Here is an 11,167-nt window from a genome sequence, read left to right on the forward strand (position 1 = left end):
ACGCGACCGGCTCCAACCGGGGCGAGGCGTTCTTCACCGAGGCCGGGGACGTCGACACCAGCGCCGCCCTGATGACCATGGACCGATGACCGAGGGCGAGGTGGTCGACCACGTGGTCGCCGCGCTGAAACGCGGTGAGGGCGGCCACCTCGTCACCCCGAACATCGACATCAGCCGGATCGTCGCCCGCGACGAGCGGGCCCGCGGGTTCGTCGAAGGCGCCGACCTCGCGGTGGCGGACGGCATGCCGTTGGTGTGGGCGGCGAGACTGCTCGGCACCCCCCTGCCCGGCCGGGTCGCCGGTGCCGACCTGATCTGGTCCCTGTCGGAGGCCGCCGCCTTCTACCGCCATCCCGTGTACCTGCTGGGCGGCCCCGCGGGCGCGGCCGTGCAGGCGGCCTGCGAGCTGGTGGGCCGTCACCCGAAACTGATGATCGCCGGAGTCGACGCCCCGCCGTACGGGTTCGAGGACGATCCGGAGAGCTATGCCCGGGTACGCGACGCCGTGATCGCCGCGGCACCCCGGCTGGTCTTCGTCGGGCTCGGCTTCCCCAAGCAGGAACGGCTCATCGCCTCGCTCCGCCGGGACCTGCCGGGCACCTGGTTCGTCGGCTGCGGCTCGGCGATCGCCTTCGCCGCGGGCACCGTCCGGCGGGCTCCGGCGTGGATGCGCAAAGGTGGCCTGGAGTGGCTCTTCCGGCTGACCCGGGAGCCTGGCAGGCTGGCCCGCCGCTATCTGGTCGACGATCTGCCGTACGCCCTCAGGCTTCTCGTGGTCTCCCTGCTGCGCGGGCTCTTCTCCTGAGGGACCGTCGTCCGTCAGGAGGCCAGCTCCCTGACCCGGAGGGCCTCCTGCGGGCTCAGCCTGGCGTCGGCCTCGGCGAGGGCGCGGCGCGAGTCCATCGGCCGGTAGGCCGTTCGGGACAGGCCGCTCCAGGCGAAGCCGCCGCTGCTCGCGCCGGACGCGGCGGTGCACGCGCGGCGGACGCGCTCCTCGGCGCGGGCCGACCACGCCAGGCCCGCCCACCCGTACAGGCGGCGAAACTCCGTCAGCGGGTCGCGGGCCAGGTCCTCGTAGCGGGCCAGGGTTACCTGAGGATGCCGCTCGGCCAGGTCGGCGGCGGTGATCCCGGCCGCCCGCCACAGGGCCACTGCCTTGGCGATGCGGTCCTGGGAGCCGACCAGCGGGCGCAGCGCCTCCAGGTGGGGCTGGTCGCGCATCAGCAGTGGTTGTTCGAGTAGCTCGTGGAAGTAGACGGTCCAGCCGAGCCGCTGCCAGCTACCGACGAAAGCCACCGGGTCGCGGAGCAGGATGACCACCCGGCACCCGAGCCGGTCGGCGAACCAACCGGCGGAGAACAGCGCGAACGGGTCGTCAAGCAGCGCCCGGCGGCCGCCCAGCCGCCCCAGCGTGAACGCGGTGCCGTACCGGACCATCCGCGCCAGGTCGTACGGCGAGCGGTTGCGGCGCAGTTCGGCCCGGAACCCGTAGCGCAGCGCGACGGTGCGGGTGAAGGCGGGCAGCCAGAGCCGCTCGTTGCCGGCGCAGATGTACTGGAAGCGGTGGCCGACCACGGAGTCGAGGACGCCCGGGGAGCCGCCAGGTGGGTGTTCGGGGTTGAGCGGTTCGTTGACGTAGACCAGTTCCCCGCTCGCCGCGAGCATCCTGCCCGTCCAGCTCGTCCCGGTCCTGGGCAGCCCGGTGACCAGTACGGGGGGCGCGGCGCTCATCAGGATGCCCGCCACGGGCTCAGGGCGGCCAGGCTGTGCGCGCCGAAGGGCCGCAGGCCGTACCGGCGATGGATGTGCCAGAGCGGCAGCAGGTTCTTGACCACCGTGCCCCCCGCCCAGCCGAGGGCGGCGCCGAGCGAGCCCAGGGAGGGGATCAGCAGCAGGTCAAGCAACACGGTCGTGGCGACGGCGGCGGCCAGGTTGGCCAGGCTGGCGCCGGTGTGCCCGGCGGCGGTCAGCACCACGTCGGCCATCCCGCACGCGGTGGCGAGCGTCATCGTCGCGGCCAGCACGATCGCCACCGGTGCACCGGAGGCGTAGCCGTCCCCGAAGACGGCTCCGAGCAGCCACGGAGCGAGCGCCGCGTACCCGAGCCAGACCGGCCAGGTCAGCAGGGCCAGCCAGACGGTGGCCGACTGGTACAGCTCCCGGGCACGTGGCAGGTCGCCTTCGGCCAGGGCCCGCACCAGCCTCGGTTGGGTGGCCTGCGCCAGGCCCTGGCCGGCCAGCTGCCCCACGATCTTGAAACGGGTGGCGGCGGTGTAGACGGCGGCCTCGGCCGGCCCGGCCAGCAACGCCACGATCACGATGTCCAGCCGCTGGAACACCGCCTGGATCCCGGCCGCCAGCGATCGGGGCCAGGTGTGGCGCCACAGGTCGTGCGCGGTGCCCGGCAGGTAGGGCGTCCGAGGCAGCCGCCGGTGCAACCAGGCCGAGGCCGGCAGCAGCACCGACAGGTACGGTAGTGCCCAGGCCGCGGCGAGCAGCGGCACCGAATCACGGCCCGCGAGCACCACGGTCCCGACCAGGGCGAGCTGGGCCAGCGGCTGGAGCACGCCGTCCAGCAGCACGGTCGGCCGCATCGAGCCGAACCCCCGGGTCGCGCTCACCACGACGCCCGAGCATGTCACCGCGGGCAGGGCCATCGCCAGCACCCGCAGCGCGGGGTCGGAGGTGCTGAGGATGACCGCACAGGCGGCCGCCAGCGAGAGTGACGCGACCGGGACGAGCGCCGCGCGGACGTAGCCGGAGGTACAGCGGTAGTCGAAAGGACGGGACCTGGCGATGAAGTAGACGAGCCCGTTCCCCGCGTCCAGCCGCAGGACCGTGGCGACCGCCAGGCACAGGGTGGTCGCCGAGAAGAAGGCACCCGCCGTCTCCTGGCCCACCCCCCTGGTGACCAGTACGACGGTCAGGAACTGGGCGGCGGCTCCGGCACCCGCGCCCAGCAGCCCCGCCGCCCCGCTCCGCGCGGCCCCGGTCAGCCCCGCCAGACGGGCGGGGCTCAGCGGCGCCACGACGGCTCCCCGCCCAGCCACGAGGTCAGCAGGGTGTCCTGCTCCTCGAAGCGGCCGGCCAGCTCGCGGCGGAGCCTGCGGGGCATCGGAGCGGGTCTGGTCCGGGCGTTGTGCCGTTCGAACACCGGGTCGCCGAGGTGCGGCAGCCCGAGGAAGGCCAGCACGCGGTCGTAGACGAGCTCCGGTTCGGCGAAGAGCCGGCCGCTGTCGATGACGAGCAGGCGATCCCTGCCGACCAGCGGCTCCAGCCGGGCGAGCTGCTCGGCGTAGCGGCCCCTGGCCAGGTAGGCGTGGTGGCGGTGGGCCAGGTTCGTCGAGTGCGGCGAGTCGCGCAGGGCCTGCGCCGCTCCGGCCAGCCGGTCCTCCTCCAGCTCCACGGCCCTGGCGAAGGACGGCTCCGTCTCGAACCCCCTGGCCAGTTCGTGGGCGTGCGCGGAGAATGCCCGCTCGACGGGGTCGCGGACCAGCACGATCAGCCTGGTACCCGGCAGGTCGCGGGCGATACGGGGGCCGGCCAGGGGATGGAACAGGTAGTAGGGCGACGACTCGAAGGCCTGGGGCCGGCAACCGTACCTGCGTGCCGGCACGGAGGCCGACATCCGCAGCGGAAAGTGCGCCCGGTACCAGGACAGGCCCCGGTCGTACGCCATGTCGAAGTAGTGCACGCCCTTGCGCAGCACCGGTTTGAGGATGAGCGGGTGCTGGGACAGGGCACGGTACAGGGAGGTGGTACCGCAGCGCTGCGCCCCGACGATGAGGAAGGAGGGCAGCACCCGGCTCCCCGAGGTGAGGCGTCCCATGCCCCACGTGGCCGCGTGGAGCGAGCGCTTCAGCGCGGGTTTCACAACAAGGTCTCCTGGGGGTCGACGACGGGGCTGAGCCAGAGTTCCGGTGGTCCGAGGGGCGCGTGGCCGTCGGCAGTGTGCCGGTCGGCGAGCGCGATCAGGTAGCGGATGGCGGTCAGCCGGGATTCGGAAGCCGACAGCCCGAACGGGGCCAGGACCCGCAGGGCCCGCGCCACACAGGCTCTGGCGGCGGTGGCCGGATCGTCGCGGCGCAGGGCCCGCTGGAAGAAGTGGTGGACGGCGTCGAAGCCGAGCGGTACTCCGGTGCCGAACCGCTCCCAGTCCCAGACCAGCAGCCGCCCGTCGGGGCCCCGCGAGATGTTCCAGGGCGTCAGGTCACCGTGCCAGGCGAACCCCCGCCCAGCAGCCTGCGTGGAGCCTCCGAAGGCATGATCTGCCGGGTCCGGGAGGTTTCCGGGGGGCGCGCGGTCCGGGACCGGCTCCGCGGGGATGCGGGCGATCTCGGCGATCGCGTCGGTGAGGACGCCGCGGGGGATCCGTCCCCGCCGTACCGGGAGCGGGGTCAGCGCCAGCACGGACAGGCCGCGCCAGGATCCGTGGTGCAGCACGGCGGGCGGGACGACCGTCTTCAGTGGCACGCCGGCCAGCAGGTCGAGCGTCCGCGCCTCGTGTGCGACGAGCTCCCTGGTCAGTTCGGTGTCACCGACCTTCACGAAGGCGATCGGCCCGTCGGGGCCGCGTGCCTCCAGGATCGGCTTGCGGTTGGCGCGCAGGGCGGGGCGCACGCGCAGCGTGACGCGGACGGGGGTGTCGAACACCTCGCTTAGGTGGTTCTCGATGCCGTCCTGTCCAGACGGCACGATGAGCCTCCCGCCGGGGTGCCACCAGGCGCGGGGGACCAGCCTGCGGGGGAGCAGCCGGTGGGGGAGCAGGGTGTAGGGTCTCGGGGCGCCGGGACCGGGGAACAGCAGGTCGATGGTCTCGTCGAGGTAGCGCAGACGGGCGCGCGCGTCGTTCATGCGGCGGTGCTCTCCATCGAGTTCCTCCAGAGCAGCGCGAAGGAGATCAGATACAGGCTGAGCGGGGTGAACAGCCCGTCGTAGACGAACATGTAGAGCAGGGTGAGGATCATCACGAGAACCCCCGCCATGCCGATCGGGCTCCGGTCGCGCCAGTGGCGGTGGACGGCCCCGGCGAAGAACGCCACGTAGAGCACGGCCCCGGTGAAGCCCTGCGTGATCATCAGGTACCAGAGCTGGCCGTCGCTCCCCAGCGGCGGGTGGCCGCAGGTGGGACACCAGCCGCTCCTGCCGGTGGTGATCGTCCGGTGGTTGCCCATGGCGTTTCTGGTGTTGCCGTAGCCGATGAGTGGTGAGGTGCCCGCGGCGGCGACGGTCGCCGACACGGTGAAGGCGCGGATGTCGTTGCTGTGCGGGCTGTCCAGCCGCTGGGCCACCATCGCCTGTAGCGGGCTGAGGGCGAACACCAGCGCCCCCGCGGCCAGAGCCGAGCAGGCCGCGATGCGGGCCCGCGTGCCCAGGCGCACCAGGACGTACGCGGCGGCGACGCCGAGCCCGATCCACAGGCCGCGGTTGAGCGAGTAGACGACGGGGATCGCGGCCAGCGCGGTCAGCGGGATCATGACCAGGCGCCTGCGCGGGCCGCCGTACACCCACCAGCCGATCACGAACCAGACGAGCAGCACCGAGATGTTGCCGCCCCAGGCGTTGGCCCACTCGAAAGGCGCTTCCGGGCGGGGGGAGGCGTGGCCGAGGACCTTCTGCACCTGGGCGGCGGTGGGATGGATCAGGTTGTGGACGAAGGGGTTGCCGCTGATCCAGCCGGGGAGGATCAGCTCGACCGGTGAGGTGAACTCGGCGCGCGGGGCGAACACGCCCAGCAGGCCGCCCGCCACGGTCGTGACGAACAGCGCGCCGAGCATGCGCACCAGGGTGAGCTGGGGCAGCTCCTCCTCCGTCAGGTTGCCGAGGTAGAGCACCATGATCGTCAGCGACAGGTAGAGACAGAGGCGCATCAGGTAGCCGACGAGCCGCCCGGCGCCGAACTCGCCGTAGGTGCCCGGTGGCATCTCGCCGAGCATCAGCGCGCTGATCAGGTAGCCCGCCAGGAGCAGCAGCCAGAGCCCGAACCCGCGCGGCGCCCTGATCGGCCGCCTCCGTAGCAGGATCAGGGCCATCGCCGGAGCCACCACGACCACCGACAGGCCGCCGAAACCGAGCGCCCACCAGAGTGGATATCCCACCAGGAGCGCGGCGATCGGCCAGGCGGCCGGACGCAGCCTCCTCACAGCCGATGTCCCCTCCGCCCGGCCGTGGCCTGTCGTCCAGATGGAATGTTCCCGTACGTCCCGGGCACGACCCCGGCGTCCGGGGAGTTCGGTGCGGCCCGGTCACCGCCCGCCAGGCCCGCGAGGGGCCGTTCGGCTCTCCTGGGGCGCGCCGCGCCGGGCTGTGCCGCGGACGAGATGTGCGGGGTCCGCGCGGGGCCGGACGGGAGATCGGGTGGGGCGGCGTCACCGCCGCCGACGAAGGCGCCGATCACACGGACTCCGCGGTCGTTCAGGGTCCGTACGGCATCCCGCACCTCGCGCGAGGAGGTGCCCGGCACGGCGACCACGAGCACCGCGCCCGCCAGGCCGCGGATCTCCTCGCCGCCGAGGGCGTCCAGGCCGGTCAGGCGCCTGACGTCGGCGGTGGTCCGCAGGGCGGTGTCGAGGCGGTCACGGAGCCAGGCGACCCCGACCCCGCAGAGCAGTCCCGCCATGAGGCCGCTGCCCAGGTAGAGGGGCGGGCGGGGAGCACTGGGGGCGGTGGGTGCCACCGCCTTGCTGATCACCGATCCGGGAGTGACGGCGATGGTCTTGAGGGCGTCGTACCTGGCGGTGAGGGTTTGGGCCTGGCGGCCGAGGATGTCCTGCCGCCGGAGGGCGAGGGCTCGCTCCGTGGTGCCCCTGCTCAGCAGGGGAAGCGTGGCGGCGACCTTGGCGAGGCCCGCGTTGACCTGCCTCAGCTTGACCAGCACGGCCTTGAGCTGGGCCGTGAGCATCTGGGTGGACGACTCCCGGCGCTGGGCCAGGTAGGCGAGGGCGTAGGCGCTTGCGCCCGAGGCGGCCGCCTTCGGGTCGGCGGCGGTGCAGGAGATCTCCAGGACCGAGGTGTTGGGCGGCACGGAGACCACGGCGGGACAGCCGGGAGCGCCGGACAGCTCGCGGGCCTTCGCCGCGACCACCGCGGACCGGGCGACCTGGGCCTCGGTGTCGAGGTTGAGCGGTTCGCGCTGGCGGTTGGTGACCTGGTTGGTCTGTTCCGGCGAACCGGTGGCGGTCACCAGGACCTGAGCGGAGGCGGTGTAGGAGGGCGGGGTGAGCCGTAGCAGGGCGGCGCCGCCACCGGCTCCGGTGAGGAGCAGCGAACAGATGATCAGCCATCGGCGGCGGAGGAGCGACGCGTAGTCCGCCAGATCTCCGCCTGCGCGGCGGCCGGGGGCGTCCGGTGACGGGCTCATGTTTCGCGGGTGCCTCTCCGGCGAACAGACGCTGGGAACCCTAGGAACTATAGGTCGGCTGCCCATTCCCCCGAACCAATACACAAGATTTTCTTCGCGTCGATCCTGCTAATCACGGTGAGATAACGGCTATTTATCCGACATTTCCCGCCGGTCGCTCCGAGGCTCCGGCATGGACCGGTAAAGTCGGGGACGAGGCACGTCCAGGCGGTGGGAAGGTGTTTCCCGGTGATGGTCGAAGAATGCGTGCGCGCGACGGCTGTGAGGAACCGGTGCATCGGACAAATGCCACTATGGACATAATTCCGCGTATGGTAAGAATTGCCGGTTCGGTTGTCGTCCTGGCACTGGGGCTGGGCACTCTCGGACTGGGCATAGCGGGGCTGAGCGGGCGCGGCCAGACCTCCAGCGCCTCGAAGACCTCCGATGCCGCCGGTGCCCGGCAGGCGCCGGACACGCCGGACATGCCGGGCACCTCGCCGGGAGCGGAGAGTCCCGGTGCGTCCCGGGAGCCTCGGACACCCGTGCGGGTACCGGGCCCGACGGGCGAGCGTCCACGGGCCGCCTGCGAGGTCACCGGAAGGCTCGTCCCCTCCTGCGGCGCCTGGTGGGGCGTCGCGCCGGAGATCTTCACCGGGAGGCGTCCCGAGCGGGCGCTGGCCGGAGCCGAGCGGCGGATGGGCCGCCCGGCCGACATCATGCACGTCTACCACCGGGGGGACGAGCTCTTCCCGACCCCCGCGGAGCGCGCCATCGCCCGCGATCCCGACGGCCGCAGGCTCCTGCTGATCAACTGGAAGCCCTCCCTGGACCACACCTGGGAGCAGATCGCGCACGGGGTGCTGGACGAGCGGATCGACCGGCTGGCCGCCCACATCGTGAGGACCTTCCCGGAGAAGTTCTTCCTCACGGTCCACCACGAGCCGGAGAACGACGTCCGGGAGGCCCGCGGCGCGGGAATGTCCGCGGCCGACTACGCGGCGATGTTCCGGCACGTGGTGCGGCGCCTGCGGCACGGGGGCGTGACCAACGCCGTCACCGTGATGACCTACATGGGGGCGCCCAACTGGGCGTCGGAGCCCTGGTTCGAGCGGCTCTACCCCGGTGACGACGTGGTCGACTGGGTGGGGATGGACCCCTACGTCGACCACCGGGTCCACAGCTTCGACGGACTGGTCAACAAGACCCGGCCCGACTTCCCCCGGTGGCCGGGGTTCTACCGCTGGATGAGTGAGCGCTTCCCGGGAAAGCCCATCATGCTCGCCGAGTGGGGCGTCTTCGAGCGCCACGACCGGCCCGGGTTCAAGGAGTGGTTCTTCGCCTCGGTACGCGAGGAGATCCGCGACTACCCGCGGATCAAAGCCCTGGTCTACTTCGACTCGCCACGCGCCCCCCGGGGCGACACCCGCTTCGACACCACCCCCGGCGGCCGGCGGAGCTTCGTCGAACTCGCCCGCGACCCGCACCTCGACGCCGCCGTCCCCGCAGGCTGAGCCCGACGTCGGCGCGGACCACGGGGCCGGGATCCGTCAGCGGATCCAGCCGCCCTGGATCAGCGGGTCGAGCACCTGGTGCACGGCCCGGTCCACGCTGATGCCCGTGGTGTCGATCTCCAGATCGGCGTCGTCCGGCTCCTCGTACGGATCGGAGATGCCGGTGAACTCGGGAATGAGCCCCGCGCGGGCCTTGGCGTAGAGCCCCTTGCGGTCGCGGCGCTCGCACTCCGCCAGCGGGGTGGAGACGTGGACCAGCAGGAAGTCGGCGCCGACGGCCTCGACCGTCGCGCGCACCTCCTCGCGGGTGGCGGCGTAGGGCGCTATGGGCGCGCAGATCGCCAGGCCGCCGTGCCTGGCGACCTCGGCGGCGACGAAGCCGATGCGGCGGATGTTGAGGTCGCGGTCCTCCTTGGAGAAGGTCAGCCCCGCCGACAGCAGGTGGCGCACCACGTCGCCGTCGAGGTAGGTCACCGTGCGGCTGCCACGCTCAAGCAGCGCGTCGCGCAGCCCCCGGGCGACGGTCGACTTGCCGGAGCCCGACAGGCCGGTGAAGAAGATCACCAGCCCCCGCCGGTGCGGGGGCCCGGGGATCGTCACGGGGTCCGGACCCGCCAGGTGCTCGGTCGCGCCGTAGGCCTCGGCCACGCGCTCGCGCAGCTCCAGATCGATGGCGGGCTCCCTGGGCGCCAGCGGCACCACCGCCACGAGCGTGCCCTCCGGCAGCCTGTCGCGGGCCTTGAGCGCGGCACGGACCACCGCGGGCCCACCCTCGCCGTACGCCAGCGGGAGAAGCAGGATCGACGCCTTCAGCTCCTGCGCGGTCGCCACGATCTCGTCGAGGTCGCCCAGCGGCCCGCGCATGGTGACGGCCAGGACCGCCTCCTGCTCGCCCACCTCCTCGCGGACCCGCGCCGGGGTGTGGCGGAGCCGGGCGAACGGCCCGTGCTCGGGGGCGTCCAGGGCCGCCACGGGGCCGGCGACGAAGCCGTCCTCGCGCCCGGTGACGGTCAGCACGGCCAGTGCCGCGCCCTCGGGGTCGCGCAGGGTGATCCGGTCGCCGGGGGCGGCGGGGTGGTCGTCGGGCAGCGTGAGGGTGACCGGCGCGGGCCACGGGGTGCCGTCGGTGAGCGTGCCGTGCTCGTCCACGGAGTGCGCGTCGGCCGAGCTCAGAAAGCCCGTCAGCGGGTTGAGGGCGCCGGAGAGCAGCAGTTCGAGGTCGGCCAGCTCGCGGGCGTCGGGGGTCCACTCGAAAGGCGCCGTCATCTGCTCCCGCTCCACAATCCCGATCGTCGGACTTTCCGGTCCCGCCTGCTCAGGATGGGCGCCCCGTCCGGCGACCCCCGGCTCCACCGCTCCGGCGGATCTCAGATCAGCCGGGCGAAATGGCTCTGGGGCTTGCGGATCACCATGGTTATCTCGTCGTGAGACGCGGGCCGGCGTCCCCTGGAGAGGACCTCCACCACCGAGCAGGCGGCGCGGGCAAGCTTACCTAGAGGTCCGTTGAGCGCGGGCCCGCTGCCGGCGGAGATGTCCTCGGTCACCATCAGCCCGCGCACCAGGCAGAAGGAGTGCATCCCCTCGCGTGAGGCGATCTGCTCGTAGACGGCGGGCAGCGGGCCCACCGTTCCCGAGGGGACGAACCTGCGCCACAGCATCCGCCGCAGTCTCGACGGCGCCAGCCGGTCGCAGGCCCCGTACGCCGAGGCCCGGTCGCGCATTCTGACCAGCAGCAGCCCGCCGGGGCGCAGACCGGTGAGCAACCGGTCGAGCACCAGCTCGGCGTGTTCGATCCGCTCAAGCAGGAACGGCACGTAGACGATGTCGAACGCCCGCGGCGGCACCGGCACGGAGCGCAGGTCGCCCAGCGCCCACGAGTCCAGGTCCTTGCGGGCGGACGTGCTCGTACGCAACGCGGGCAGGTCCTCGTCGATCCCGATGACCCTGGCCTCCGCCTGCCCCAGATCGAGCGGTTCCGGCCATCCGCACCCGGCGATCAAGACGTCGAGACGCCGACCGAGCTGGCTGGTCCACTGCTCCCTGACCCGCTGACTCAACAGGTCGTCTCGATCGACGACCGACCTCACCTCTGACATATAACCGAGAGTAGTCAACCCAGCACGATTCATCGCGCATTTGCCGCTGTTACATGGCGACGCTAACGCGTCGCGGTTCGGGCCTGCCTCTGGCGATGCTGGCGCATCGCGGTTCGGGCCTGCCTCTGGCGATGCTGGCGCATCGCGGTTCGGCCGCTCTTACCCGGCTCCTCCACCGTCTTGACGATCTCGGCGGGAGAGCGCGTCACGCAGCGTGC

General features: G+C 72.4%; 10 protein-coding genes. 2 read left to right on the top strand and 8 right to left on the bottom strand.

Translation table 11 applies throughout. The features are described from left to right. Positions 1-85 precede the first annotated feature (85 nt). Entirely contained in the window at positions 86-805 is a 720-nt protein-coding gene (locus tag ABZ260_RS36180; protein ID WP_355626609.1) for a WecB/TagA/CpsF family glycosyltransferase, read from the top strand. A gap of 14 nt (positions 806-819) precedes the next feature. Here the strand turns inward: ABZ260_RS36180 and ABZ260_RS36185 are convergent, their stop codons facing one another. The 6 genes from ABZ260_RS36185 to ABZ260_RS36210 are packed head-to-tail and all read right to left on the bottom strand — an operon-like array spanning position 820 to position 7,360. Beyond that, a complete protein-coding gene (locus ABZ260_RS36185; protein WP_355626611.1) occupies positions 820-1,746 on the bottom strand; it encodes a sulfotransferase in 927 nt (308 codons plus the stop codon). Then, the gene (locus ABZ260_RS36190; RefSeq protein WP_355626613.1) at positions 1,731-3,029 is read right to left on the bottom strand and encodes a lipopolysaccharide biosynthesis protein; all 1,299 of its coding nucleotides are present in this window, start codon (positions 3,027-3,029) and stop codon (positions 1,731-1,733) included. The genes ABZ260_RS36185 and ABZ260_RS36190 overlap by 16 nt, the downstream gene beginning before the upstream one ends. Then, the gene (locus ABZ260_RS36195) at positions 3,017-3,874 is read right to left on the bottom strand and encodes a sulfotransferase (RefSeq protein WP_355626615.1); all 858 of its coding nucleotides are present in this window, start codon (positions 3,872-3,874) and stop codon (positions 3,017-3,019) included. Before ABZ260_RS36195 ends, ABZ260_RS36190 begins: the two co-directional genes overlap by 13 nt. Then, on the bottom strand, positions 3,871-4,854 hold the full coding sequence (locus tag ABZ260_RS36200; RefSeq protein WP_355626617.1) for a hypothetical protein: 984 nt from the start codon (positions 4,852-4,854) through the stop codon (positions 3,871-3,873). Before ABZ260_RS36200 ends, ABZ260_RS36195 begins: the two co-directional genes overlap by 4 nt. Further along, complete coding sequence (locus ABZ260_RS36205) at positions 4,851-6,143, bottom strand: hypothetical protein (RefSeq protein WP_355626618.1); 1,293 nt, start codon at positions 6,141-6,143, stop codon at positions 4,851-4,853. The genes ABZ260_RS36200 and ABZ260_RS36205 overlap by 4 nt, the downstream gene beginning before the upstream one ends. Beyond that, positions 6,140-7,360 carry a Wzz/FepE/Etk N-terminal domain-containing protein gene (locus tag ABZ260_RS36210; RefSeq protein WP_355626620.1) on the bottom strand — a complete coding sequence of 407 codons (1,221 nt, stop codon included), beginning with the start codon at positions 7,358-7,360 and terminating at the stop codon, positions 6,140-6,142. The genes ABZ260_RS36205 and ABZ260_RS36210 overlap by 4 nt, the downstream gene beginning before the upstream one ends. Before the next feature lie 311 nt (positions 7,361-7,671). On the opposite strand from ABZ260_RS36210, the gene ABZ260_RS36215 reads away from it, so the two are divergent. Then, positions 7,672-8,853 carry a hypothetical protein gene (locus ABZ260_RS36215; protein ID WP_355626622.1) on the top strand — a complete coding sequence of 394 codons (1,182 nt, stop codon included), beginning with the start codon at positions 7,672-7,674 and terminating at the stop codon, positions 8,851-8,853. Positions 8,854-8,889: 36 nt separating this feature from the next. On the opposite strand, the gene cysC is transcribed toward ABZ260_RS36215, so the two are convergent. Further along, on the bottom strand, positions 8,890-10,119 hold the full coding sequence (gene cysC / locus ABZ260_RS36220) for an adenylyl-sulfate kinase (RefSeq protein WP_355626624.1): 1,230 nt from the start codon (positions 10,117-10,119) through the stop codon (positions 8,890-8,892). Between the two features lie 101 nt (positions 10,120-10,220). After that, the gene (locus ABZ260_RS36225; RefSeq protein WP_355626626.1) at positions 10,221-10,949 is read right to left on the bottom strand and encodes a class I SAM-dependent methyltransferase; all 729 of its coding nucleotides are present in this window, start codon (positions 10,947-10,949) and stop codon (positions 10,221-10,223) included. Positions 10,950-11,167: the final 218 nt, after the last annotated feature.

The organism is Streptosporangium sp. NPDC006013 (genome assembly GCF_040614275.1).
Taxonomy (GTDB): Bacteria; Actinomycetota; Actinomycetes; order Streptosporangiales; family Streptosporangiaceae; genus Streptosporangium.